The organism is Marinobacter sp. M-5, from assembly GCF_032911545.1.
GTDB lineage: Bacteria > Pseudomonadota > Gammaproteobacteria > Pseudomonadales > Oleiphilaceae > Marinobacter > Marinobacter goseongensis.
Window position 1 is genome coordinate 1,969,775 of the sequence record NZ_JAWJEK010000001.1, and the last position, 25,636, is coordinate 1,995,410.

Consider the following 25,636-nt stretch of genomic DNA (forward strand, 5'->3'; position numbering starts at 1 on the left):
ACATGCGTGTGCAAATCCGCTACTCTAGCACACGCCGAGAACAGGAAAAACGTGAAACATCATAGGAGACCCCATGCCCCGACGCTTCCATGACGCCGAGGAACTGCTGCCCCCCGCAACGTTTATCAAACGACTGCTGGCCATTATTTACGACGGGTTGATCTGCATTGCGGTGCTTCTGGTAGCGACCTGGATCTACACCATGCTCGCCGGCTGGATAACCGGGTGGGATCGCTATGAGCAGATGGCGGAGAGCGGGGCATTGGGTGGAGATCCGCTGCTGACCTTTGTGCTGTTTCTGGTGCTGTACGTGTTCTTCGCCTACTTCTGGACACGCACCGGGCAAACGCTGGCCATGCAAGTCTGGCGAATCCGCATCGAGAACCTCGATGGCAGTCCGGTGACCTGGAGCCAGGCGCTGTGGCGCTATGCGTCTGCCGCCGCGGTGTTCTTTCTCACCCTGCTGGCTTCCTACTACCTGGGGGGGATCACCCTGATCATCACCGTGCCTGCCATGCTGGCGCTGTTCTGGCCGATCAACGGTCTGTCGGTCACCGACCGGCTCTCTGACAGCGTGGTCGTGCAGGTTCCCAAACCCGAGAAAAACTGAGCGTCAGCCTGCCCGCCGCATCAGCACAGCGCCAACGGCTGCGTTGATGGCAATCGGCAGCACAATGGCCAACACCGGGTTGAAACCGAACACCAGGCTCATGGGACCCAGCAGATCCTGCATGTACTTGAAAAGCAGTCCCACGATCAGGCCCGTGAACACTCGAAAACCCATGGTGACCGACCGCAGCGGGCCAAAGATGAACGAAATAGCCACCAGCACCATGACCGCCGTGCCCACCGGCATCAGCACTTTCTTCCAGAACGCGAGCCAGTAGTTCGCAGAACTCAGCCCCTGATCATCCAGGTAGCTGGCGTAGGTATACAGCCCTGTCATCGGCAGGTTTTCGGGTTTGACAATGAGCACGCTCAGCACCGCCGGTGAGAGCCCGGTTTCCCAGCGCAGGGTATCCTGCGTTTCCTGGGTTAACTGCTCATCACCGATCACTGTTGTGGCGACATTTTCCAGTTGCCAGTGATCTCCCTGGTAGGTCGCCTGCTCGGCAAAACTGGCCGACAGCATCCAGCGCTCGTCATCAAAACGGAACAACGATACGCCCCGAAGATCACCCTCGGGGCTGACCGCGTTCAAGTGCATGAACACTTCGCCCTCCCGGTGCCATATACCGGAGGCAGACGCAATATTGGTACCTGCGCCCTGCTCGACCGCTTTCTGGCTCTGCGCCATGCGCTCCGCCGGCGGTGCCACATACTCGCCGACCACCAGGCCAATCAGCACCACCACCAGAGCCGGCTTCATCGCCGACCAGACAATGCGTTTGAGCGACACGCCAGCGGCCCGGATAACCGTCAGCTCTGACGAACTCGCCATGGCGCCGAGCCCTACCAGGCAACCCATGAACGCACCCAGCGGCAAATAGTCGTAGATACGCCTGGGCAAGGTCATGAACACGTACCAGAGCGCCTGCAGCGTCTGGTAATCGTTGCGGGCATCTTCCAGCTCGGCGATGAAGCCGAAAATCAGATCCAGCGACAGCACCACCACCATCACCAGGAACATGGCACCGCCGACCGTCCGCATGACGTACTGATCAATCTTACGCACGGGCGCGTACCTCCTTCGTCAGCCGTCGCCGGTAAAGCCAGGCGGGACCGAACTGCAACCACAAGCCCAAGCCCAGGAACAGCAGATGCACCCAGAGCAGACCGATCCATTCCGGCACTTTGCCGTCCGCCAGCGCGTCGCGGGCGACGATCAACAGGCCCAGATAAGTGATGTACACCAGCATCGCCGGTAGCAGGTGGAAAAACCGCCCCTGGCGGGGATTCACCCGGCTCAGGCGCACCGCCAGCAGGGTCACAATCGGAACGATCAATGGCAGGGTAAAGCGCCAGTGCAGAAGTGCCCGATCCTCAAGATTATCCGACTTCATAAGATCCAGGGTGCTGAGTCCCTCTTCCAGCTCCTTGTCTCGACCGCCGCCGCTCTGGATTTTCAGGCCGTACGCATCGAACCCGGTAATCTGGTATTCCAGTTGACCCGGTAACCCCTGGAACCGACCACCCTCCTCCAGAATCAGGAATCGGCTACCAGTTTTCTGATCAATCAACTGGGAGCCGAAATCGGCGGTGATGATCGTCAGGCCATCATCACCATATTCGGCAATGAATACGCCCTCCAATACCCGCTTGTCGTCACTCAGACTCTCGGTGTAGGTGACGCGACCACCGGATTCAAGATCCTGGAAACGACCGGGCGCCAGCATCTCGAACTCAGTGGCCTTGCGTTGCTCGTTGAAAATATTCTCGACCTGTTTCATGCCCCAGGGCGACACGAACAGGCTCATGGCCCCGACCACCAACATCACCGGAATACTGGCCAGCAGGGTTTTGCCCAGAATTTGCCGGTCGCTCATACCGCAGGCAAACAGCACCGTCATCTCGCTCTCGAGATACATGCGGCCATAGGCCAGCAGAATGCCGATGAAAAACCCCAGGGGCAGGATCAGCTCCAGAAAGCCAGGAAAGCGGTACCCCATGATCTGGAACAGCACATCTGCTGCCAGCTCCCCGGCCGCAGCGTCGGCCAGATACTTGATGAACCGGCCACTCATGAATACCAGCAAAAGAATACCGGAAACGGCAAGCATGCTGATCATGGTCTGGCGGGCAAGGTATCGGAAAACGATGGTCAAAGTGCTGTCTCTGGCCGGGTTGGATCGCTGTCGGTGAATAGCAGAACCGAGTGAGTATTCGACGCCCGTATTCTATGTAACCTTCGCCCTGAATGACAGCGCTGAAGGTTAAGGAGCTGTCACCGCTTGATAAATCCCCGGGAAACCCCAATGCTTAGGGTAAACCTGCAAGATAGTCACAGTCCTCTGCACTGAACCGGAATCCATTACGGGAGTTGCCATGAATTTCAGCCTGAGTAGTAAAACCATCATCAGCACCAAAGCCGACAGCCTTGTTATCGCTCTGCCTGATAAAGGCACCTGGCCGGCATCCACCACCCAGGCCGACGAAGCGCTGGGAGGGCTGATCAAAAAGCTGCAAAAGGCCGGCGACCTCACCGGAAAAACCGGCACCACCAACGTCATTCCCGTCAGCGACCAGCCCTGGGGGCGGGTGATCGTGGTGGGTACCGGCAGCGACACTGACCGGACGCCGCCCACTTACCGCAAGGCACTCATCGCGATGATGAGCCAGCTCAAGGATGGCCCGGGCAAATCCGCTCTGGTCACCCTGGCTGACACCCCGGTAACGGGTGACGACGCCGTCAGCTCCGAGGCCGCCCGCCTCAGCCTCATTGGCCGCACGCTTGAGGATCAGCTTTACACGTTCAGCGACTTCAAGAGCGAGAAGCCCGCCGCGCGCAAACTCAACAAGGTTGTTGTAACAGCGTCCGGCGCTGGCAAGGCTCTCAAGGACGCCTTCAACCTTGGTCTGGCCACCGGCCGCGGCATGAACCTTACCCGCGATCTGGGCAACACTCCGCCCAACATCTGCCACCCTGAGTGGCTCGCCCAGCAAGCCAAAAAACTGGCGAAGGATTACGACTGCATCAAGACCGAAGTGCTTGACGAAAAGCAGATGGAAAAGCTGGGCATGAACACCATCCTGGCCGTTGGCAAAGGCAGCACCCAGCCGCCGCGGCTGATCGTGATGGAGTACCGGGGCGGTAAAGCCAAAGACAAACCCCATGTTCTGGTGGGTAAAGGCATAACCTTTGACACCGGTGGCATCAGCCTCAAGCCCGGCGAGGGTATGGATGAAATGAAATACGACATGGGCGGCTCCGCCAGCGTGTTTGGCGCCATGCAGGTGCTGGCCGAGACCCAGCCCAAAATCAACGTGGTCGCCGTGATTGCCGCTGCGGAGAACATGCCGGACGGCGGCGCCTCGCGCCCCGGAGATATCGTCACCACCCTCTCCGGTCTGACCGTTGAAATCCTCAACACAGACGCCGAGGGCCGCCTGGTGTTGTGCGATGCCCTCACCTACGTGAAGAAATTCGACCCCGCAGCGGTCATTGATCTGGCAACCCTCACCGGCGCCTGCATCATCGCCCTGGGCAACCACGCCACCGGCCTGCTTGCCAACAACGATGAACTGGCCAACGAACTTCTGGCTGCCGGCGAACGCGCCGGTGATCGCGCCTGGCGCCTGCCCCTGTGGGACGACTATCAGAGTCAGCTCGACAGTAACTTTGCCGACATGGCCAACATTGGCGGCCGCCCCGCGGGCACCATCACCGCTGCGTGTTTCCTGTCCCGGTTTGCCAAAGAGTACCGCTGGGCCCATCTGGACATCGCCGGCACCGCCTGGCATTCCGGCAAAGCCAAAGGTTCCTCAGGCCGCCCGGTACCCATGCTGGTCGACTACCTGATGTCCCATGCCGGAAAGTAACCCGCACTCTCCTCAGGAGACCGGCAGCCCCGCTGCCGGCCCCTCCGGACCGGACGACCAGAACCAGCACTACTGGTTCCACATCCTCGCCCAGAACACCCCCTCTGCCCGCAACCTCCACGCCGTCAAACTCGTGGACAAAGCCTGGCAACAGGGCGATCGCGTGTGCATCGTCTGTGACAGCGCAGAGCACGCGGAAGAGCTGGACGACCTGCTGTGGAACTTCAGCCCCGACGCCTTCATTCCCCACAGCATTGTCCCCGACTCAGCCAGCACCTGCACCGATCCCGTGGGCATACTTTTGTGTCCGCCGGTGGCCGAGGCGTGGGATACCGTGATCATTCTGTCGGCGACCTTGCCGGCGGATGCGGACCGCTTCAAACGGCTGGCGCTGGTTGCGCATAACGATACCGCCGTGCTGGATCAGGCCCGATCGCATTTCAAGCAGTTGCGGGCGCTGGGGATTGAACCTCGGGTGCATGATCAGAGGAAGCGTTAGGTTCGCCGCAAACAGGGCGACCATGTATAATCATGCGTCTCAATTTTCCCTTGTGAATCAACCAACGGTCACTGCAGAACCCCATGGAAAAAACCTACCAGCCAGAAAATATTGAGCGCCAGTGGTACGAAAACTGGGAATCCAAAGGCTATTTCCGGCCCAGCGGCGAGGGCGACTCCTACAGCATCGCCATCCCGCCCCCCAATGTCACCGGCAGCCTGCACATGGGCCACGCATTCCAGCACACCATCATGGACACCCTCACCCGCTTCAAGCGCATGCAGGGCCGCAACGCGCTGTGGACCGTCGGCACCGACCACGCCGGCATCGCCACCCAGATGGTGGTCGAGCGTAAACTGGCCGCCGAAGAAGGCAAAACCCGCCACGATCTCGGCCGGGATGACTTCATCAAGCGCATCTGGGACTGGAAAGAACACTCCGGCGGCACCATCACCCGCCAGATCCGCCGCCTGGGCAACTCCGTGGACTGGGACAACGAGCGTTTCACCATGGACGACGGCTTCTACAGGGCCGTGCAGGAAGTGTTCATCCGCCTGTACGACGAAGGCCTGGTATACCGTGGCAAGCGGCTGGTGAACTGGGACCCGAAACTGCACACCGCCATCTCCGATCTGGAGGTGGAGAACAAGGAAGAGAAAGGTTTCTTCTGGCACCTGCGCTACCCATTGGCAGACGGCGCCAAAACACAAGACGGCAAAGACTATGTCGTGGTCGCCACCACTCGTCCGGAGACCATGCTGGGCGATACCGCCGTGGCCGTGCATCCTGAAGACGAGCGTTACCAGCATCTGATTGGCAAGCATGTCATGCTGCCGCTGGTAAACCGGCGGATTCCCATCGTGGCCGATCACCACGCCGACCCGGAAAAAGGCTCCGGCTGCGTGAAGATCACCCCGGCCCATGACTTCAACGATTACGCCGTGGGCAAGCGCAACCACCTGCCGATGATCAACGTCATGACCCAAGACGCCAACATCCGCGACGTGGCCGAAGTCTTCAACGCCGACGGCACCGAGAACACGGACCTCGACGGCGCCCTGCCAGGGGCCTACGCCGGCCTGACCCGTGAGGCCGCCCGCAAGCAGATCGTGGCCGATATGGATGCCGCCGGCCTGGTACAACAGGTGGAAGACCATGTATTGAGCGTGCCCCGCGGTGACCGTTCCGGGTTGATCATCGAGCCCATGCTGACCGATCAATGGTTCGCCGATGCCAAGACGCTGGCCAAGCCGGCCATCGAGGCCGTGGAAGACGGTCGCATCCAGTTTGTGCCGAAACAATACGAGAACATGTACTTCTCATGGATGCGCGACATCCAGGACTGGTGTATCTCCCGCCAGCTGTGGTGGGGTCACCGCATTCCGGCCTGGTACGACGCCGACGGCAATATCTACGTCGGTCGCAACGAGGACGAAGTGCGCCAGAAGCACAATCTCACGGCCGATCTCGAGCTGAAACAGGACGACGACGTTCTCGACACCTGGTTCAGCTCCGCGCTCTGGACTTTCGGCACCCTGGGCTGGCCGGAGATCACTGAACGCCTGAAAACCTTCCACCCCACCGACGTGCTGGTCACCGGCTTTGACATCATTTTCTTCTGGGTTGCGCGGATGATCATGATGACCATGCACTTCATGAAAAACGAAGACGGCACCCCGCAGGTGCCCTTCAAGACCGTGTACGTCACCGGTCTGATCCGCGATGAGCATGGTGACAAGATGTCCAAGTCCAAGGGCAATGTCATTGATCCGCTGGACATGATCGACGGCATCGGCCTGGACGAACTCCTGGAGAAACGCACCGGCAACCTGATGCAGCCCAAACTGGCGGAGAAGATCGGCAAGCGCACCCAGAAGGAATTTCCCGACGGCATCGCCGCCCACGGCACCGATGCCCTGCGTTTCACCCTGGCGGCCATGGCCACCACCGGTCGTGACATCAACTGGGACATGAAACGCCTGGAGGGCTATCGCAACTTCTGCAACAAGCTGTGGAACGCCGCCCGTTATGTCCTGATGAACACCGAAGGCGAAGACTGCGGCATCAACGACGAACCTGTGGCGCTGTCACTGGCCGACCGCTGGATCATCAGCGAGTTGCAACACTGTGAGCAGGAGGTGATCCGCCACCTCGATCAGTATCGCTTCGACCTGGCCGCCTACGCCCTTTACGAGTTCATCTGGAACGAGTATTGCGACTGGTATCTGGAGCTGTCCAAACCGGTGCTGAATGATGAGGCGGCCAGCGCGGAAGCCAAGCGCGGCACCCGTCGCACCCTGGTGCGGGTGCTGGAGGCGGTGCTGCGGTTGGCACATCCAATGATGCCGTTCATTACCGAAGAAATCTGGCAGCGTATTGCCCCGCTGGCCGGGAAGGCCGGTGACAGCATCATGCTGCAGCCATACCCGCAACCGGACGCCAACAAACAGGACGCCGCCGTGACCGCCGATATCGAGTGGCTGAAAGGTGTGATCGTGGCGGTGCGCAACGTCCGTGGTGAAATGAACATCTCCCCAGCGAAGAAAATTCCGGTACTGCTGCGCAGTAAAGAAAGCGATGACAAACGCCGCATGAACGATAACCGCCAGTTCCTTAGCTCGCTGGCCAAACTGGAGAGCCTCGACTGGCTCGAGGGCGACAATGCCCCGATGTCGGCCACCCAGCTGGTCGGCGAAATGGAAGTGCTGGTGCCGATGGCGGGGCTGATCGACAAGGATGCCGAGCTCAGGCGACTCGACAAGGAGCTGGAACGCCTGCAGAAGGAAATCGGCCGCCTCGAAGGCAAGCTGAACAATGAGAAGTTCACCGCCAAGGCTCCGGCGGACGTGGTCGAGAAGGAGCAGGAAAAACTCCGTGACGCCCAGAGCAGCCAGGCCCGCCTGAGCCAGCAGCGGGCCGACATCGAGGCCATGTAACCGGCATGATCGCGATTCTGGGCGCAGGCTCTCTGGGGCGGCTTTGGGCCGCCTCATTGCCTGCCGGCCAGGCAGCCTTCATTGCCCGGCCCGGCGCATCTCAGACTGTGGCCGGAATCCGCTACCGTTTTCGTCCGCTGACAGATTCCGAGACCACCGTTCAAGTGCCCTGGCTCCGCGCCAGAGATGCCCCGGAACTGATCCTGGTGACCACCAAAGCCGGAGATACGCTGGAGGCAGTTGCCGGCGTTATCGAGCGGTTTCCGGCAAACACCCCTTTTGTGCTCTTTCAGAATGGCCTGGGCAGTCAGCAGGCGGTGACCGCCCGCTGGCCGGACCGCCCCATTCTTGCTGCCAGTACCACCGAGGGCGCCAACCGACCCGAACCGGATCTGCTGGTTCATGCCGGTTCCGGGGATACCTGGGTGGGGCCGCTGACGGAACCCGCAGGCAACCATCTCGACAGCATTGTCGCGCGACTGGGCGCCAGTCCGCTGCGTGTCCATCCCGAGACGGACATCCTGCGCCGCCTGTGGCATAAGCTGGTCATCAACGCAGGCATCAATCCCTACACGGCTCTGCTGGACTGCCCTAACGGAAACATACTGTCTGCACCGCTGTATCAGGATACGATTGAGGATCTGTGCGGTGAGTTATCGGAACTGATGCGGGCCAGCGGTCAAGGCAACGCCCCCCCGCAAACCCTGCGCCAGCAGATAGAGTTCGTCGCCCGGAACACCGCACTCAACACCTCGTCCATGCGCGCCGATGTGCACCAGGACCGCCGTACCGAAATCGACTTCATCAACGGTTATCTGACGCAACTGGGAAAAGACCTCGGCATCGCCACGCCGGTGAACCAAATGCTGACCGAACGGGTACAACAACTGTCGCCACACCAACAGGAGCACACTGATGGGCAATCGCCTTTCCAAGATATACACCCGCACCGGAGATGACGGCTCCACGGGGCTCGCCGATGGCAACCGCATTGCCAAGAACGCACAGCGGGTCGAGGCCATGGGTACCGCCGACGAACTGAACTGCCACATCGGCCTGTTGATCGAGACCCTCGACAACGACGACGAACTGGTAGAGAGCCTGCGTCGCATCCAGCACCACCTGTTTGACCTGGGCGGTGAGTTCGCGATTCCGGGCAGCCGGGTGATCGGTGATGACCACATCGAGTGGCTGGAAAACACCCTGGACCGGCACAATGAGGGCCTGCCGCCGCTGAAGAACTTTATCCTGCCGGGGGGAACGCCAGGCGCAGCTCAGTGCCACCTTGCCCGTGCGGTATGCCGCCGGGCCGAACGCGTAGTGGTGGCGTTGGGCCATGAGGATTCCATCAACACCGCCTCACGGCATTACCTGAACCGGCTGTCGGATCTGCTGTTCGTGATTGCGCGAGTGCTGGCCCGCCGGGACGGCGGAGAAGAGATACTCTGGGAACAGAAGAAGTCCGGCCTGTGAGGCCGGACAGTCCCTCAGACCTTGAACGCCTCGACCAGTCGCTGCAGGGACGCCGTCAGGTCTGACATCTGCCGTGACGACGCCAGGGTTTCCTCGGCGTTGCTCGCGGTGGTCTGACCAAGCTCACTGATCTGCTCGACATTGTCATTGACGTTGCGAGCCACCGCCGATTGCTCTTCAGCGGCCTGGGCAATCTGGTGGCTCATGTCCACGATGGTCGCGATGCCCTGCGCGATACGGTCCAGCGCTTCCGTCACTTCCGAAGACTTGCGGACGGTGGTTTCCGTGACGTCATGGCTGTTGGTCATTGCCGCCACAGCATCTTTCACGCCACTCTGCAGACGGGAAATCATACCCTCGATTTCCTCGGTGGATTTGTGGGTGCGCTGGGACAGCGACCGCACTTCGTCCGCCACTACCGCAAAGCCACGGCCCTGCTCTCCCGCCCTGGCGGCCTCGATGGCCGCATTCAGTGCCAGCAAGTTGGTCTGCTCGGCGATGGCCTTGATCTCCACCAGCACCTGACTGATGTTGGCACTGTCGGCACTGACCCGGTTGATAACGTCAACCGCGCCGGAGATTTCCGTCGCCAGGCGATTGATGGTGTCGACCGTATCCGCCACAACCGCACGGCCCTTTTCGGTATCACGCTCGGCAGTGTGGGCGCTGTCCGAGACCCGATGGGCACTTTCGGTTACCTCATGAACCGCTTCCACCATCTGGTTCATAGCCTCATTGATCTGACCGGACTCCTCCATCTGCCGGGCGACGGCTTCGCTGTTGGCGGAGGCGGTGTCTTTCACCCGAGTGGCCTGCTGATCCACCTCGGACGTGGTCCGGCTCACCGACCGCACCAGCTCTGAGATGCGATCCGTCATATTGTTGAATTCGGTGGTCAGCTCACCCAGTTCGTCGCGATTGTCGAGCTGGATGTGGGCGGTCATGTCACCGTCTGCAACAGTTCGCGCCGCTTTGCTGAACTGATTAATGGCATTGCGGACCGACATGAAGAAACCGATGTAAAGGTACACCACCACCAAAAGAACCAGAATCAGCGCGACAATGATCAGCTGGCGCTGCCGGACTTCCCCTTGCAGGCTGGAGTCCAGATTCTCCCGCACCACGTCGAACACCACCGCTTTCAGTGTGTCGTAGTGTGACAGTTCCTCGGACACTGCGGCATCAAACGCCTGCCATGGCATTTCCAGACGCATCGGCGTGATGATGTTGGCATCCAGCAGGTCACGGACGCGACCAAGACTGTCTTTAATATTGGCCACCGTAGGTCTGCCCTCCTCGCCCAGGCGGGGAGAAGCATCCAGAGCGACAGAGAGGGCTGGCGCCAGGAGCGTGCTCCGGTTGGTCAGTTCGTCATAGATTTCATTCAGCCCGTCGCTGAGGTTGTAACCGACCTGTCCCTCAACCAGTGCAAAAATACCAAAAGACCGTGCCCGTCCGAGAGAGTGTCGGGCATCCGGTAATGATTCGCTTACCAGCCCGAGCAGCAACTGGTTCTCGGGGGCCGGATCCTGGCCCAGGCCGGAAATCTCGACGGTGGCAGAGACCATGGCCCGCACTTTCTGAACGAACTCCTGATAGTACCTGAACTGCGGATCGATGTTGCTTTGATAACTGTCTGAAATCCGCAGTGACTCCCAGTCCTGCTTGAGCTGGACAATCTGCTTGTTCCAGTTTCCCGACGTATCAAACGCCAACTCGCGGGTTGAAAGCTCATCCAGTATGCGGGTGATTGTTTCGGCAGAATCCTCTGATCGATTCAGCAGTTCCATTTCGTCCTTGGTCTTGCCCGGTGCCCGGTAATCCCGATAATCAAAAGCCGCATCCAGCAGCGTATCCACCTGCTCCAACTGAGCGAGACCCTCGACACCGCGGGTCATAGTATCCACCGATCGGTTCAGCTCGCTGATAACCAGCCAGGACAGGCCAACAATCGGAAGCAGGAACAGCACACTGATCAGACTGAATTTGTAGAACATCGGCAGTCGGTTCATCAATGCGACTGCTGGCTTTATGAATTGTTTCACATTGACCCCGCACGGCGTTTCAAAAAGATGAAACTTTATTGCTTTTTAATGTTGTCGCCTAAGGTACTAGAAACTTGAGGACTTATTGTTGTTTATCTGTAAAGTTTCTCAAAATTTCACCTTCTACCAACGGTTCACACAACGCCGGCGATCACCAGCAGCGCAAAGGCACAGATCCAGACCAGCATGCTTCGGTTCAGCAGATCCCGGATCGCACCAAGGCTTCTGCTGCCAAAACGGGTCCATTCGTCGGGGTGTATTTGCGAGAAGCGGGCCGGATCCAGCGCATACCCCGTCAACGCGCCGTTTGCCGCGGCCATCAAAACCTGAGCGGTATTGAAGGAGGGAGAAAACAACAGCGCGCTCGCCTCTTTCATCCATCCCGCGAGATCACCGGCCAGACCAAACGTCAGCGCCAGCAAGCGGGACGGTACCCAGGCGACGACCGTGGCAATTCGCGCGAACCGGGGGCGCGCAGCAGCCTGGGGCCAATGTTCCTGGAGCGCAACCAGACCCCGGGCAAACAAAGCCAACCCGATGCCGCCCACCACGTACCAGAACGCCACAAGGAAAAACCGCTCGAACAATGTCAGCATCAGCTTCTTGCACAGCGACAGATGCATGTCGTCCGGGGAATGCGCTTGACCGCGTTCGGCAGCGGGTAAGACATCCTTGATGTGATGCCAGGCGGCCTGCATGTCGCCACGACTCCAGGACTCACTGTAGGCACGCAGCAACGGTTTCCACCCCGGCGCTCCCATCAGCAACAGCAGCAGCAGAAACTCCAGCGGATACACCGCCAGCCGCCAGCCGCCTTGCTGGGCCAAGGCCACCAGCACCACCAGCACTGCCGCAGGCAGAGCCACCCGCAAGAGGCCCCGCCAGATTTCGGACTCCCGACCGGCACCCGTCTTGCGGCCGGCCTGAAACCAGACGCGCCACACGTTATCGCCAACAAGGTGGCCGTAAATATCCAGCCGCCGACGCACTAGCCAGGCCAGCAGAAAGGTCACCAGAACCATCAGCTTACCTCCCCGGACTCGCCGCGCAGGGCCAGTAATCGCTGGTGATAGTGTTTCCAGTCAAAGGCCGGCCCGGGATCGGTTTTTCGTCCGGGGGCGATATCGCAATGACCGGTGATGCGGTCGCGACGAATCTCCGGCCAGGCCGCCATCACGTACGCGGACACGTCCGCCAGGCTCTGATATTGCTCATCGGTGTAGGGAATATCATCGGCACCCTCCAGTTCGATGCCGATGGAAAAGTCGTTGCATTCCTGCTCACCCCGGAAGCTGGAACGACCCGCATGCCAGGCACGATCGAGGAAACTGACAAACTGAATCACGCTGCCATCGCGGCGGATCAGCGCATGAGCTGACACCCGCATACCGGCGATGGTTTCGAAATAGGGATGTTCGGAGGCGTCCAGGCAGTTACAGAAAAAACGTTCAATGGCGTCTCCGCCAAACTGCCCCGGTGGCAAACTGATGTTATGGACAACCAGAAGAGAAATGCCGGCACCGTCGGGCCGCGGCCCGAAGTTCGGCGACGGGCACCAGCGCGCCCGTGCGATCCGGCCGGTGCGGCGCAGATATTTGATGGGGTGCTCTTCAGGAGGCGTTTCGCTGTGGCTTCGAATCGAGTCAGACAAGGTCATTCCAGCAGGTTTGTTGCTGTCGGTTTCTGACCTGATTGAAGCACAAAGTGACCCGGGTTGCTACGCCAGCTCAGTCCTTGCGGCTGCTTCGGAGGTTATCGATGATGGATTCCAGGGCACGATCAAAAATCAGGCCGTCATCCAGCATGGTGAGTTCGTCGTTGGCCATGGCCGCTGCCAGTGCCTCGCGCTGATATTCCACGACCTTGGCGCCACTGCGGTTCACAAAAATGTACTTACCGGTCGCCTTGATGAACGCCGCCAGCTTACAGCGGGTTCTAACGCCTTCTCGGTTGAGCTCGATCCAGGAACCGACGCGCAGTTTATCGGCCTTGTCGAGCCAGGCGGGATCGAGCCCGCTCTCACCGGGCGGTGCATCCAGCTGCCCGACCTGAACGTCCACCGTCTCGGGCACCGCACCGCCTTGTGGCGGCTCAGCCACCGGCTCGGTCTGCGCGACCGCTTCCGCTCTTGGAGGTTCCGGTGCTGGCTTCGGTTCCGGTTGTGCAACAGGCTCAGCCCTGGACGTGACCAGTTGCTGGAACACATCGACGTGAACCAGCTCCAGATCACGGATGACCGCATCCGTGGCAAACGGATCCCAGGAAATTTCCTGCAGGGCCCGGCGCAGTTCGTCAACAATCGACGGAATCGCCCGCAACAGTTCCGTGCGGGTGCTGTCAGTAACCGGGCGGGGGTCGACGCTCCACACCAACTTGCGCGTCAACTCACCGGCGCGGGCCCAGGCCTGACTGTTGTCGCCCTCGCGGAGCACCGTCCATTGCAGGTATTTGGTCCACGCTTCGGAAAGCAGGGCCTGAACGGGTTCCGGCAGCTCCCGCCCCGCGACCACTTCGTCAATCAGTTGCCTGGAGAATTCGGCCGCACGCTCCTGCTTGGCGCGGCCCTCCTCGGCATCCCGCAACCGTTGCTCGACCAGTTCCCGGCGACGACGGTCCAGATCCATGAAATGGCTAAAATCACTCAGCAACTCGCTGAACAGGTCGACATTGTCGGTGAACTCGTTGAGTACGCGGTCGACGACGTTTTCAATTTGGTCGCGCAGGGGGTCCCGCTGGCCGGTTTTCTTCTCGGTCCAGCCGATCGCTGACATGGCGAGCTCATTCAACAGTTTGCGAACCGGATGTCCGCCCCGGTTGAAGAAGTTCTTGTCACTCAGCGCGACCTTGAGAACCGGAATCTGCAAACGCCCGATCAGCGCCTTCATTACCGGGTGGAGCTGACGATCTTCAAGAATGAAATCGAACAGCATTGAAACGAGATTGATAACGTCGCTGTCTACCTGACCGACCGCACACACTTTGCCGTCATCGGCTTTCAGAACCGGTTCCAATTGCTCAGTCAGAGACACTACGCGCCCCTGACCCCATTGCGCGGGCAGTCCCTGGACATCGCTGAGGCGCGTCATCAGGGTGCCGGTGTCGAGAAATATCTGACCACCGGCAATGGACGAGGATCCGTCGCCAGAACGCCCCTGATGCAATAGCGCGCTCAGTTCGGAGAAGGTTTCGCCGGACGGCTCCCGCGGCATTGCACCGGCACCCTGTCCCTGGTGATCGGCTGATTGGCCTGCCGCCGGCCGGGCCGGGGATCCGGCGCGCGGCGTGGCAGGCGCGGTGCGCCCGGCGACCGGTGGGCGCTTCATGTCCGGCAGCACGCCTTCTGCAATCAACGTTCGGTTTGCCTCGTGATAGAAGTGACCCAGCTTGTCGGCCAGCAAACGGTCGAACAGCTTGAGAACCACCAGCTTGGCGCGAATATCGATATCAAGATCCGAGCAGGCTTCGGCAACCCCGCCACAGATTACCTCGGGGCTCAGCGGCATCTGGCTGTCCGACAGGGTAAGCGCCGGCGCAAGATGACCAACACGGGCGTTCAACATCAGCATGGCATCGCTGTATTGATTCCGCAGCTTGTTTACAAGATTCTCGATGGCGACCCTCTGCTCCAGCTCCGAGTGATCCAGAAGCGTGAGAGAGTCCTGGTCGACTTCGTCCAGATTGCCGCTGGAACCACCGGGGTGGAATTTGCCCAGATCATTGAAGGCACGGCTGACGTACTGAAGAATGGACACCGTCATGGATTTGCGGCGAAGGCGCATTTCCCGCATGGCGTCGAAGTAAGCAGTCTGGTCCTGGTCCGAGCCTGCTTTGTCAGCAAGCTCGAACAAGGCGTCGTCTGCACGATCGAAGAAACCCGCCAGAACGGTTTTCAGTGACTGACCAGATACGTCACGCAGCCGGATCAGAGCATGGGGTAAGGCAAACCGGCCCCCAGACTTCTGAGCGTCCAAGCGGACTACCTTGTTATCCTGCGCCATGAGGCTACTCCGGAAGGTGACTGGCCAAAAAATCGGTCTTTATTTGTAGTGATATCTTATGCCGTTAGCACGTCACCTTGTGTCAGATTTTGTCACCTTTTGTGACTGAGGGACGCAGTTCACATTCCGCCAGCCCGGGTATCCGGTTTGGCGATTTCCGTGGCTGCCTATAGAATCACGCCTCGGGACACACACCCTGCACTGACACACACCGAGAGAACCGGACCACCAACATGATTTCAGCCGAACTGCTTCGTCAATCCCGCGTTGAGACCGTCGCACACAGCCTCAGAGAAGACGTAGGCGATGGTGACATCACTGCCCGGCTAATTCCAGCGGAACGCATAGGTAGCGGGCAGGTAATTACCCGGGAAAGTGCCGTGCTGGCCGGGCGATCATGGGTCGACGAGGTGTTTCGACAGGTGGACCCGGGCGTGACATTGACCTGGCTTGCCAATGACGGTGACCCGATCGACGCGGACAGCGTTGTTTTCCGTTTCGAGGGCCCGGCGCGCAGCCTTCTGACCGCTGAGCGCGCCGCACTGAACTGGCTGCAAACCCTCTCGGGCACGGCAACGGTATGCGCCGAATACGCCAGACAGGTAGCCCACACGGGTGTGAAATTGCTGGATACCCGTAAAACCGTTCCGGGACTGCGTCTGGCCCAGAAATACGCCGTCAGTTGCGGTGGCTGCTTCAACCACCGAATCGGACTCTGGGACGCGTTTCTGATCAAGGAAAACCACATCGTCGCCTGCGGCTCGATTGCAGCGGCCGTGGAAGCGGCCCGGCTAATTGCGCCGGGTCGGCCGGTGGAAGTGGAAACGGAGAATCCTGATGAGCTTGAGCAGGCACTGCAGGCCGGCGCCGACATCATCATGCTTGATGAATTCAGCCTGGAGGAGATGGAGCGTGCGGTTGCCAGGACAGCCGGGCGGGCAAAACTGGAAGCCTCCGGCGGCATCAATGCCGACACATTGATCCCGGTTGCGGAAACCGGAGTAGACTACATCTCAATCGGTGCACTCACCAAGGATGTGAAAGCCATCGACCTGTCCATGCGCCTGGACTGACCCCGGACCCCTCAGGACCGGGCTGACAGCAGCCTGTCCATTTCCTCGAGAGCACGGATCAGGCCGGCACCGGACTCCGGGCGACCCCGAAAATGCTCTTCCGCCATTGGCGCCACACCGGATACCGCCGGCAAGGGGTGATCGGCCTCGATCAATACCTTCATGCGCGCGACAAACACGAACTGCAACCACTGGGTAAAAACCAGGGTATCAATGCAGAACGGCTGCGTGCTTTGCAATGCCTCCGGCGGGGGCGGCTCGCTTTCCCAGAGCCCCAGTTGCCGGAGCTCAAGTTCAATTTGCAACAGTTGGTCGGCAACATCGCCGACCTGGTTAAACGAACGTGTCATAACCGGTCCGGATTCAGTCTGCAAGTGGTTCCAACGCCACCGTCTCGCCATGAAGTACGCGGAACAGATCTTCGTACTGCCTGGTCAGCGGGTGCTTCGGTGCCATGTGAATCAGAGGCTGGCGGCTCTGATGGGATTCTTTCATTTTCACCGAACTGGACAACCGCACCGGAAGCACAGGCAGCCCCTCTTCCGTCAACTCACGAACCAGCTGCTTGGGCAGACTTGCCCGTGGCTGGAACTGGTTGGCGACGATGCCTTCCACCATCAGGTCCTCGTTGTGATCTTCCTGAAGATCACGGATTTCGTTGAGAATGCTGTAGAGCGCCTGACGGGAAAAGTCGTCGCAATCAAACGGAATCAGGCAGCGCTGTGCCGCGATCAGCGCAGAACGGGTATAGAAATTCAGGGCCGGGGCAGTATCAATGTAGATCGCGTCGAAGGTTTCACCCAGCTTTTTGAGCGCCTCGCGGAGCTTGTAGATTTTGTGTTTGGCTTCGAGCTTGCGCTCAAGAAAATCCAGCTCCGGACTCGAGGGCATCACAAACAGGTTGTCGAACGGCGACGCGTGAACGAACTCGTCTGGCCGGCGATTGAAGACCGTGAAGGCCACGGTCTGCTCCAGCATGTCGGCGACCGTGTCACGCAACTCACTGGCGGGTTTGCCCAGCAGGTAATGCGTGGAATTGCCCTGGGGATCAAGATCCACCACCAATGTGCGTTTGCCCCTGGCCGCGCTGATCGCCGCCAGGTTACAGGTGATACTGGACTTGCCAACACCACCTTTCTGATTGAATACCACTCGTATCATGACTCCCCCTGACGCGCTGCCGGACGTTGCTGGCTCAGCCAGCCTCCGGTCGTTCCGATGTTGTTATTACCTATATAAGGCTGTTACCAGCCCATGACCGACTTCACGAACGGAATGGTCAGCCGGCGCTGGGCCTGGAGAGAATTCTCATCCAGACAATCGAGAATGCCCAGCAGTTCGCCGAGCCTCCTGGGGGCCCTCCGCAGGATAAACCCCGCCACCTCGTCACCCATGACAAGACCGCGCTGTTCCGCGCGAGCCATCAGGATCCGCAGGCGGTCATCATCCCGGTAGATCCCCAACTGAATCAGCAGTCCGTGAGCCAGTCGTGACACCAGGTCCGCCAACACAAAGGCCGACGAGCCTGGCACTCCCGACATGCTGACAATCAGTAAATGACCGTTGTCGAGCACTCGATTGTACAGGTGAAAAACCGCTTCTTCCCATTCTTCCCTGCCAGCCACAAGGTCCAGATCATCAAGACAGATAACCGCCTGATGCTCAAGGCCTGCCAGTGCATCTGGCCCGAACGGCAACAGCTCCGCGATGCTGACGCAGACGGCCGCATCGCCACGACTCTCGGCGAAGTGACAGGCCGCCTGCAGCAGATGACTCTTGCCGGTATCCGCGTCACCGCACACCACAACAACCGGCACGCCCGCGGTGTGAGCGCAGATGGCGCCCAGCCGGCCCGATGCGTCCGCATTGCGCTCACCGTGAAAATTGTCAAACCGCGCATCGTCTCGCAGCTTCACACCCAAAACCATCTGCGAGGTGGTCACGGTCGCTTTGCCCTCCAGGCCCTGGCGCTCCAGACCACCAGATAGTGCCCACCGCTGAACAAGGCCGAGGCGGTTACCAGCGCGATGCCCACATCAATCACCCAAGGCTGCATTGGAAGCCCGCCAAGCAGGATGATGATGGCGAGAGCCACAAGAATCTGGATCAGTGTATTCAGTTTTCCGGGAAGGCTCGGCTCCATGTCGAAACGGCCAACACCGTAGTGGAAGGCCAGTCCGCCGATGACGATTAACAGGTCCCGACCAAGAACCAGTGCAAACAACCAGACCGGCAGAACGCCGGTCAGGGTCAGCATGAGATAGGCGGTGATCAGCAGCGCTTTGTCCGCCAGCGGGTCTGCAATGGCGCCCAGTCGCGTTTTCCAGTTGTACTGCCGGGCCAGAAACCCGTCAAATGCATCCGTTGCCGCGGCAAAGAAAAAGATGCCCAACGCCAGACGATACTGGGCCGCCAGCAGCGCACTTGCAAATGGGATGATGAGCAGCATGCGCAGAAACGTCAGGGCATTGGGTATCCACCGCCACCGTTCCGTCATTTGCACGCTCCCTTTGTTCCCGGGTTACTCCCCGACATCCGTCCCGATAACCGATGCGGGCTGCCAGCGATAGTGAAGAATTTCATAGAGCGATTCAAACGCTTCCTCAGATTCTTCCATATCCCCCAGCAGCGGCTGATAAACAAACAGGGGGTCGGACAGCGACTCGTCCGTGTCACTGGACACCTCAGCGTTCGACGCCTCGGTGCCCTGCGCCGGACCCTCGGCCGCGCCCGCAGACACCGGCGCTCCGGCAGGCTCCGATTCGCCGGCCATGTCGGCCGCCTCTGCATCAGACAACGGCACAAAGCGGGTGTCCAACGCAATATACTCCTGCAACTGATCCAGCTCGCCGGAGAACGCCACCCGCAACGTCAGTTGATCACCGGCCACGCGGGAGGCATCAACGGTCTGAACCGGCGTGAGATCGTCCAGCAGGTTGATGATATTGCCGTAGTCCTGAAGGCTGCCCACCCCACGAATGACGATGTCGACTCTTGGCAGGTCGCCCACATCACCAGCGGCAACCGCGTAACGACTGGCATAGGCGTCAGCCCACAAACCGATCACTTGTTCAGCCAGCTCCTGCTCGGTGGCCGCCGTCACCGACTGCTCACCGTCATCCATGCCCATGCCATCAAAGATCCAGCCAGCACGCCATTGTCCGCCCGAGCGGTTGACACGGACCAGCGCCATCACATCGTGGCCGATGTTTTCAGACTGGGATTTGACCCGCGACGTGAACTGGCCCCAGATATCTGAAAGCAGCTCCCGGTCACCAGCCCGCTCCTCCGGGGGCAGCGCCACCGGCAAGCCCCGGTCAGCGGCGGCGCGCCGGAATGCCTGCGACCAGGCATTGTCGCCACCGGACGTGAGCAGTGATCTCGCGCCCCCCTCCTCGATGGCAACCCAGGCCAGCGTCAACGGCCGGTTGGCACCCCATACCGGCGCGTTTACGGATGCCAGGGCGTTGTTCACACCGACCGCGCCGAATGACATGCGTAAACGGTCGCCGTCATCACTGCGAACCACCTGGTAAGACTGCAGCAGCGATTCCGCATCATCCAGCAGCGCCTTCACTCCCTCATTCTGCAGAACATCGCGGCTGCCGGACACACGCACGAACACTTTCTGCAGGCCATCAGCGTATCCCTGACGCAACTGTTCCGGCGCGGAGCCCCGCACCGGAACATCCACAGAATAAAGACCGGTCACCGATACCGCTCCCGCGGGAGTGGCGGCCAGCGCCGCCAGAACACCGGCGACCCACAGAACCTGCCGGACCATTCGCGCTGCCTGTGTCGAGATTCGTGCTGATAATGACATGAAACACCCTGCAATTCGCTTGAATGGCGCATAGGATACACCAAGGCCCATGGCGTGAGTAGCTAGCGGGGGTTTCGGAAAATCAATTTGGAGCGCCACTCCTCACCTGTTAAAATCCGCGGCCTGACCCACTGGCCAAACGGTTAAGCACACCATGAGCGAACAGAAGCCCTCCCTTACCTACCGGGACGCCGGCGTTGATATTGACGCCGGAAACGAACTCGTCAACCGCATCAAGGACACGGCGGCCCGTACCCGTCGCCCGGAAGTTCTCGGAGGCCTTGGCGGTTTCGGCGCCATGGTGGCCATCCCTGCAGGCTACCGCGAACCCGTTCTGGTCTCAGGTACCGATGGCGTGGGCACCAAACTGCGACTTGCTATGCAACTGGGCAAGCACGACACCATCGGCATCGACCTGGTCGCCATGTGTGTGAACGATCTGGTGGTGGGTGGCGCCGAGCCACTTTTTTTCCTCGACTACTACGCCACCGGCAAACTCAACGTGGATGTTGCCGCGCAGGTGGTATCAGGTATTGGTGAAGGCTGCTCGCAGGCGGGTTGCGCCCTGGTTGGTGGCGAGACCGCCGAAATGCCGGGCATGTACGAGGGCGACGATTACGATCTGGCCGGCTTCTGTGTTGGCGTGGCCGAGCGCAGTGAAGTCATCGACGGCAGCCGTGTTCAGTCCGGCGACGTGCTGTTGGCACTGGGCTCCTCGGGCCCCCACTCCAACGGCTACTCGCTGATTCGCAAGATCATTGAGGTCAGCAACGCCGACCTCAACCAGCCCATGGGCGATGGCTCACTGGCTGATGCCTTGATGGCCCCCACCCGCATCTATGTGAAGAACCTGCTGCAGCTGATTCGCGAAGTGGACGTCCGCGCTCTGTCCCACATTACCGGCGGTGGGCTGCCGGAAAACATTCCCCGCGTGTTGCCGAACGGCGCAGTGGCCGCCATCGACACCGCGAGCTGGACCCTGCCTCCGGTATTCCAATGGCTGCAGGACGCCGGCGGCGTGGCCAGTGAGGAGATGTACCGCACCTTCAATTGCGGCCTCGGCATGATTGTCTGCGTGCCCGCCAACCAGAAAGACCTGGCGATCGACACGCTCAATGCCATGGGCGAAAAAACCTGGCAGATCGGTGTCATCGAGAGCGCAGACGACGCCGCGGCGAAGCCCGTGGTGCGCTATGCGCCGGGGCTGCTTGCGGAATGAATTCTGATCCAGCCCCGCTGCCCCGTATACTGATTCTGGCCTCCGGCAGTGGCACCAACCTCCAGGCCCTGATCGACGCCAGCCGTGAACGGGGCTTTCCGGGTCAGATTGTCGCTGTCGGCTGTAATCGCCCGAATGCTTTTGCGCTGGAAAGGGCCGCGCAGGCTCACCTCGAGACCTTCGTTGTGGACCACACAAAATACGGTTCACGGGAGGAGTTCGACGGCGCCCTGATGGCCGAGATCCGCCGCCACAATCCTGACCTGGTGGTGCTGGCGGGCTTCATGCGCATTCTCACCACTGACTTTGTGCGCGCCCTGCGCGGCACCATGCTCAACATTCACCCGTCCCTGTTGCCCAGATATACCGGGCTCAACACCCATCAGCGAGCCCTGGACGCCGGCGACAAGGTTCACGGGGTGTCTGTGCACTTTGTTACCGAGGAGCTGGACGGCGGCCCCGTAATCGCCCAGGCTGAGGTCACCATCGATCCGGACGACACCTCAGACTCTCTGGCGGAAAAAGTGCAGCAGAAAGAACACCTACTCTACCCCATCGTGGTGCGCTGGTTCTGTGAAGGCCGTATCCAGCTCGGCTCAGACTATGTGCTGTTTGACGGTGAGCTGCTGCGCCAGCCCATGCGGCTGCCCGACGACCGGGTCGTTCATTAAACAGATTGTCATCCTCCCGCCCATCCGGGCGGGCTACACTGTGCGCATCATGTAGCTTTGCGCAACAGGAGCCGCACCATGCTCGCATCCGTTTCCGCCCGACTTTCCATTACCTTGCTCGCCTGGCTGGCGCTGCCGATGTCCGGCCCGGTTCTGGCAAAGGATCAGGCCGGGGAAGGCCAGGAAGCACAGGTCCGCCAGGATACGACCGAAACTCCGCAGTTACTGCCTCTGAAGGTCAGCTACAACGCATCCATGGACAAGGGCATCTCCCTCAATGGCAGTGCCATCCGCACCCTCGAAGAGCGCAACGACGGCACCTGGATATACCGCACCAAGGTGGACTCGTTCATTGCCGACATCGATGAATGGCTGATTCTTCGCTGGCAGGACAACCGCGTTGTGCCCCTGAAATACCGCTACCGGCTGTCCGGCTTCCTCATCCGCAAACGCGAGGAAGCCATCGATTTTGACTGGGAAAACGGCATTGCCAGCGGCCATCACGAAGGTGACCGCTTTTCGCTGGAGCTTGAACCGGGCGCGCTGGACCCCATGGGTTACCAGCTGCAGCTGCACCAGGATATTCGTGCAGGCAAGCGGGAGATGGAGTATCGGGTGATCGACAAGGGCGGCTATGACACCGACCGGTTTGCGGTGATTGATGAAGAAATCCTGAGAACCGATCAGGGCAATGTGAACACCCTGAAAGCGGAAAAGGTTCGCGATGGTGGTAGCAAGCGGCAGACGCTGATGTGGTTTGCGCCGGACCAGGAATACCTGTTGATCCGGTTGCGGCAGGTGGAACCGGATGGCAGCAGTTACGAAATCATGATCAACGACGCGGAGCTTCGGCGCTGACGGCGGCCCAGACAGCCTTGACCTCACCCGCAATGATCCGCAGGCCCTCGGCCACCCGGTCGTCATCCTGGGAGTAAGTCACTCTCAGACACTCGTGACGATGCTGCCAGTCGTCATCCGACAGACCCGGGAAAAAATAGTGACCAGACACCACCAGAACCCCCCGGGCTTTCAGGCGCTGGTAGAGCTCCAGGCTGGTGATCGGCAGGTCCGGGAACCACAACCACAGGAACATGGCACCCTCAGGCTTGTGCACATACCAGTGGCAACTGTCCTCACCCATGGCCTCCCGGAACACCGCAACGGCCTTCTCCATCTTGGCCCGATAAAACGGGCAGACCACATCCCGGCTCAGCGACAGAATTTCCCCCGACCTCACCAGCGGCTCGGCGATCATCGCGCCGAAACTGCCGGTCGCCAGATTCATGATAGCGTTGATGCCGGATAACGCTTTGATCACCGGCTCTGCCGCAATCACAATGCCGGTTCGCGCCGCCGGCAAGCCGAGCTTGGACAGGCTCAGGCACAGAATGATCTGCTCGTTCCAGGTCGGCGTCGCGTCGACAAACAGCAGACTGGGAAACGGTGTGCCGTAGGCGCCATCCACAATCAGTGGCACGTCTTGCTGACGGGCCAGCTGCTCCAGACGCGCCAACTCGTCGTCGGTGATCACGTTTCCAGTGGGGTTGGTGGGACGTGAAACACAGATAGCTCCGGTTTCGCCGGTCACCTCAACGGCGTCAAAATCCACCCGGTATTTGAACTCGTGCGCATCGGTGAATGAAATTTCCGGCCGCACGGCGCGAAACAACCCCTGTTCGATGCCGGCATCCGCGTAACCAATGTATTCCGGCGCCAGCGGGAGCAGTATGTGCTTGCGATGGCCATCGCCATAGTCGCCGCCGAACATGTTGAACAACATGAAGAAAGCGGCCTGACTGCCGTTAGTAAGGGCAATATTCTCTGGCGTCAGCCCCCAGCCGTACTCACGGTTGAGCAGTTCCACGAGCGACGCAATGAACTGTTTCTCCCCCTGGGGAGGATCATAGATGCCCACCAGACGACGCAGGTCCGCCGGTGTGTCTGCGATGTCCGACAGAATCTCTTTCACCCGTGCCTGAATCTCGGGGATATGCCCGGGATTACCACCGCCCATCATGATCATGTCATCGCCCGAAGCCAGCGCGTTACCGAGATCGTCCATCAACGAGGTGATACCGGCCTCTGCGGTAAATTTCTGACCAAAAGCGGAGAGTTTCATAGGATGACCAATACAACAGGAGTGACGGTTTCAGTGTAGGACAGTTGCGCAGCAACCGCAGGTTCAGTCTCCCAGGGAGACACCCAGGTTGCTCACGCCGTCGTTTGCAGCCCGCTCGCGCAGACGCTCCACAAACTGGCTGGTGGGTGTGCGTTGACGCTTGAGCTCAAGCACCAGGTCCCGCTGGAAGGTTTTGTCTTCTTTCATCAGCGGATGCTGCTCCAGCAACCGGACCAGCTCGTCGTCGTCGAGGTCTTCACCTTCGGACATCTCCACAAAGCTCATAACCGTGGCAGTGGCCATCCGGGACGCTTCGGTGGCCCGGTGCTTGCCGGGATTCAGCCGGTTCAGCAAGCCCTGCTCCAACACCTGGCAGAAATCGAACGCCGGGTATACGCCATAGGCGTCGTAGGCGTTGATGTCCGGCGACAGGCTTTCCAGTTTGGTCAGCAGCTGCGGTATGGCCGCTTCCGAGGCATCTTTCTGCAGCATGTCCCAGGCAAGATCCAGAAGCTGACGCATCTTGGCGCCGGTTTTCAGGTCGACAGCCTCGGCAAACAGCGCGTAGTTCGGGAAGGAGCGTTCCGCCAGGGCCAGCAGGAATGCGCATTCCCGCCAGCCCTGCAGTTGTGAGATCGCTTTGAGAAACTGATTGGCGTTCATGTCCGCGGCAGGGTCACGCCGGTCTGGCCAAGATACTTGCCGCCCCGGTCTTTGTAGCTGGTTTCACAGATTTCGTCCGATTCGAAGAACAGCATCTGGGCCACGCCTTCGTTGGCGTAGATTTTCGCCGGCAGGTTGGTGGTGTTGGAGAATTCCAGGGTAACCTGCCCTTCCCACTCCGGTTCCAGCGGGGTGACGTTCACAATGATGCCACAACGCGCGTAGGTGGATTTGCCAAGGCAGATGGTGAGTACGCTTCGGGGTATACGGAAGTACTCGACGGTGCGTGCCAGGGCGAAGGAGTTCGGCGGTATGATGCAAACGTCGCTGGTGATGTTGACGAAGCTGTTTTCGTCGAAGTTTTTGGGGTCGACGGTGGCCGAATGAACGTTGGTGAAGATTTTGAATTCGTTGCTGCAGCGCACGTCGTAGCCGTAGCTGGAGGTGCCGTAGGAGATGACACGGCCTTTTTCGGATTCACGGACCTGGCCGGCCTCGAAGGGCTCGATCATGCCGTGTTCCTGGGACATCCGGCGAATCCACTTATCGGATTTGATGCTCATGGGTGAAGTCTCGTTTTCACTGGGAAAAATTGGGGCGTAGTTTACCTGTTCGGTTGAAGTCTGTCGAAGCTTCAT

General features: G+C 59.9%; 24 protein-coding genes. 10 read left to right on the forward strand and 14 right to left on the reverse strand.

What is annotated here, in order from left to right; translation table 11 throughout:
* Nucleotides 1-73: 73 nt before the first annotated feature.
* Nucleotides 74-610 carry an RDD family protein gene (locus R0125_RS08995; protein ID WP_248184437.1) on the forward strand — a complete coding sequence of 179 codons (537 nt, stop codon included), beginning with the start codon at nucleotides 74-76 and terminating at the stop codon, nucleotides 608-610.
* A gap of 3 nt (nucleotides 611-613) precedes the next feature.
* Here R0125_RS08995 and lptG read toward each other — a convergent pair whose 3' ends face one another.
* Both lptG and lptF read right to left on the reverse strand, forming a co-directional pair.
* Nucleotides 614-1,675 carry an LPS export ABC transporter permease LptG gene (lptG, locus tag R0125_RS09000; RefSeq protein ID WP_317237893.1) on the reverse strand — a complete coding sequence of 354 codons (1,062 nt, stop codon included), beginning with the start codon at nucleotides 1,673-1,675 and terminating at the stop codon, nucleotides 614-616.
* Nucleotides 1,668-2,765, reverse strand: a complete 1,098-nt coding sequence (lptF, locus tag R0125_RS09005; RefSeq protein WP_248184433.1) for an LPS export ABC transporter permease LptF — start codon at nucleotides 2,763-2,765, stop codon at nucleotides 1,668-1,670. Before lptF ends, lptG begins: the two co-directional genes overlap by 8 nt.
* 220 nt (nucleotides 2,766-2,985) lie before the next feature.
* Between lptF and R0125_RS09010 the strand changes: the two genes are divergently transcribed.
* From R0125_RS09010 to R0125_RS09030, 5 genes are all read left to right on the forward strand, one after another.
* Nucleotides 2,986-4,479: a leucyl aminopeptidase gene (locus R0125_RS09010; RefSeq protein WP_317237894.1), complete on the forward strand. Its 1,494-nt coding sequence runs from the start codon at nucleotides 2,986-2,988 to the stop codon at nucleotides 4,477-4,479.
* Nucleotides 4,466-4,978, forward strand: coding sequence for a DNA polymerase III subunit chi (locus tag R0125_RS09015; RefSeq protein ID WP_317237895.1), 513 nt, complete (start codon nucleotides 4,466-4,468; stop codon nucleotides 4,976-4,978). The genes R0125_RS09010 and R0125_RS09015 overlap by 14 nt, the downstream gene beginning before the upstream one ends.
* 83 nt (nucleotides 4,979-5,061) lie before the next feature.
* The gene (locus tag R0125_RS09020; protein WP_317237896.1) at nucleotides 5,062-7,914 is read left to right on the forward strand and encodes a valine--tRNA ligase; all 2,853 of its coding nucleotides are present in this window, start codon (nucleotides 5,062-5,064) and stop codon (nucleotides 7,912-7,914) included.
* A 5-nt stretch (nucleotides 7,915-7,919) separates the two neighbouring features.
* Nucleotides 7,920-8,873 carry a ketopantoate reductase family protein gene (locus tag R0125_RS09025; protein WP_248184423.1) on the forward strand — a complete coding sequence of 318 codons (954 nt, stop codon included), beginning with the start codon at nucleotides 7,920-7,922 and terminating at the stop codon, nucleotides 8,871-8,873.
* Entirely contained in the window at nucleotides 8,830-9,387 is a 558-nt protein-coding gene (locus R0125_RS09030) for a cob(I)yrinic acid a,c-diamide adenosyltransferase (RefSeq protein WP_248184421.1), read from the forward strand. Before R0125_RS09025 ends, R0125_RS09030 begins: the two co-directional genes overlap by 44 nt.
* 14 nt (nucleotides 9,388-9,401) lie before the next feature.
* On the opposite strand, the gene R0125_RS09035 is transcribed toward R0125_RS09030, so the two are convergent.
* The 4 genes from R0125_RS09035 to R0125_RS09050 form a co-directional block, all read right to left on the reverse strand.
* Complete coding sequence (locus tag R0125_RS09035) at nucleotides 9,402-11,399, reverse strand: methyl-accepting chemotaxis protein (RefSeq protein WP_317237897.1); 1,998 nt, start codon at nucleotides 11,397-11,399, stop codon at nucleotides 9,402-9,404.
* Between the two features lie 167 nt (nucleotides 11,400-11,566).
* A complete protein-coding gene (locus R0125_RS09040) occupies nucleotides 11,567-12,454 on the reverse strand; it encodes a histidine kinase (protein ID WP_317237898.1) in 888 nt (295 codons plus the stop codon).
* On the reverse strand, nucleotides 12,454-13,089 hold the full coding sequence (gene ampD / locus R0125_RS09045; RefSeq protein ID WP_317237899.1) for a 1,6-anhydro-N-acetylmuramyl-L-alanine amidase AmpD: 636 nt from the start codon (nucleotides 13,087-13,089) through the stop codon (nucleotides 12,454-12,456). The genes R0125_RS09040 and ampD overlap by 1 nt, the downstream gene beginning before the upstream one ends.
* Nucleotides 13,090-13,159: 70 nt before the next feature.
* Complete coding sequence (locus R0125_RS09050) at nucleotides 13,160-15,430, reverse strand: DUF1631 domain-containing protein (RefSeq protein ID WP_317237900.1); 2,271 nt, start codon at nucleotides 15,428-15,430, stop codon at nucleotides 13,160-13,162.
* A 233-nt stretch (nucleotides 15,431-15,663) separates the two neighbouring features.
* On the opposite strand from R0125_RS09050, the gene nadC reads away from it, so the two are divergent.
* Nucleotides 15,664-16,503 (forward strand): carboxylating nicotinate-nucleotide diphosphorylase, encoded by an 840-nt coding sequence (gene nadC, locus R0125_RS09055; RefSeq protein WP_317237901.1) that lies wholly within the window; start codon nucleotides 15,664-15,666, stop codon nucleotides 16,501-16,503.
* A gap of 11 nt (nucleotides 16,504-16,514) precedes the next feature.
* Here nadC and R0125_RS09060 read toward each other — a convergent pair whose 3' ends face one another.
* From R0125_RS09060 to R0125_RS09080, 5 genes are all read right to left on the reverse strand, one after another.
* Nucleotides 16,515-16,853, reverse strand: coding sequence for a YqcC family protein (locus tag R0125_RS09060; protein ID WP_317237902.1), 339 nt, complete (start codon nucleotides 16,851-16,853; stop codon nucleotides 16,515-16,517).
* Nucleotides 16,854-16,866: 13 nt separating this feature from the next.
* Nucleotides 16,867-17,664 carry a ParA family protein gene (locus R0125_RS09065; RefSeq protein WP_248184412.1) on the reverse strand — a complete coding sequence of 266 codons (798 nt, stop codon included), beginning with the start codon at nucleotides 17,662-17,664 and terminating at the stop codon, nucleotides 16,867-16,869.
* A gap of 83 nt (nucleotides 17,665-17,747) precedes the next feature.
* Entirely contained in the window at nucleotides 17,748-18,446 is a 699-nt protein-coding gene (gene hda, locus R0125_RS09070) for a DnaA regulatory inactivator Hda (RefSeq protein WP_317237903.1), read from the reverse strand.
* Entirely contained in the window at nucleotides 18,443-19,000 is a 558-nt protein-coding gene (locus tag R0125_RS09075; protein ID WP_248184406.1) for a CDP-alcohol phosphatidyltransferase family protein, read from the reverse strand. The genes hda and R0125_RS09075 overlap by 4 nt, the downstream gene beginning before the upstream one ends.
* 24 nt (nucleotides 19,001-19,024) lie before the next feature.
* Nucleotides 19,025-20,287, reverse strand: coding sequence for a DUF2066 domain-containing protein (locus R0125_RS09080; protein ID WP_317237904.1), 1,263 nt, complete (start codon nucleotides 20,285-20,287; stop codon nucleotides 19,025-19,027).
* Nucleotides 20,288-20,480: 193 nt separating this feature from the next.
* Here R0125_RS09080 and purM point away from each other — a divergent pair, with 193 nt between their 5' ends.
* The 3 genes from purM (at nucleotide 20,481) to R0125_RS09095 (ending at nucleotide 23,074) form a co-directional block, all read left to right on the forward strand.
* Nucleotides 20,481-21,545, forward strand: a complete 1,065-nt coding sequence (gene purM, locus R0125_RS09085; protein WP_317237905.1) for a phosphoribosylformylglycinamidine cyclo-ligase — start codon at nucleotides 20,481-20,483, stop codon at nucleotides 21,543-21,545.
* A complete protein-coding gene (gene purN, locus R0125_RS09090) occupies nucleotides 21,542-22,216 on the forward strand; it encodes a phosphoribosylglycinamide formyltransferase (RefSeq protein WP_248184399.1) in 675 nt (224 codons plus the stop codon). The genes purM and purN overlap by 4 nt, the downstream gene beginning before the upstream one ends.
* A gap of 78 nt (nucleotides 22,217-22,294) precedes the next feature.
* Nucleotides 22,295-23,074, forward strand: a complete 780-nt coding sequence (locus R0125_RS09095; protein WP_317237906.1) for a DUF3108 domain-containing protein — start codon at nucleotides 22,295-22,297, stop codon at nucleotides 23,072-23,074.
* On the opposite strand, the gene R0125_RS09100 is transcribed toward R0125_RS09095, so the two are convergent.
* From R0125_RS09100 to dcd, 3 genes are all read right to left on the reverse strand, one after another.
* The gene (locus tag R0125_RS09100) at nucleotides 23,049-24,335 is read right to left on the reverse strand and encodes a valine--pyruvate transaminase (RefSeq protein WP_317237907.1); all 1,287 of its coding nucleotides are present in this window, start codon (nucleotides 24,333-24,335) and stop codon (nucleotides 23,049-23,051) included. The two genes, R0125_RS09095 and R0125_RS09100, sit on opposite strands and share 26 nt — an antisense overlap.
* Before the next feature lie 63 nt (nucleotides 24,336-24,398).
* Nucleotides 24,399-24,998: a YjaG family protein gene (locus R0125_RS09105; RefSeq protein ID WP_317237908.1), complete on the reverse strand. Its 600-nt coding sequence runs from the start codon at nucleotides 24,996-24,998 to the stop codon at nucleotides 24,399-24,401.
* Complete coding sequence (gene dcd, locus R0125_RS09110) at nucleotides 24,995-25,561, reverse strand: dCTP deaminase (RefSeq protein ID WP_248184389.1); 567 nt, start codon at nucleotides 25,559-25,561, stop codon at nucleotides 24,995-24,997. Before dcd ends, R0125_RS09105 begins: the two co-directional genes overlap by 4 nt.
* Nucleotides 25,562-25,636: the final 75 nt, after the last annotated feature.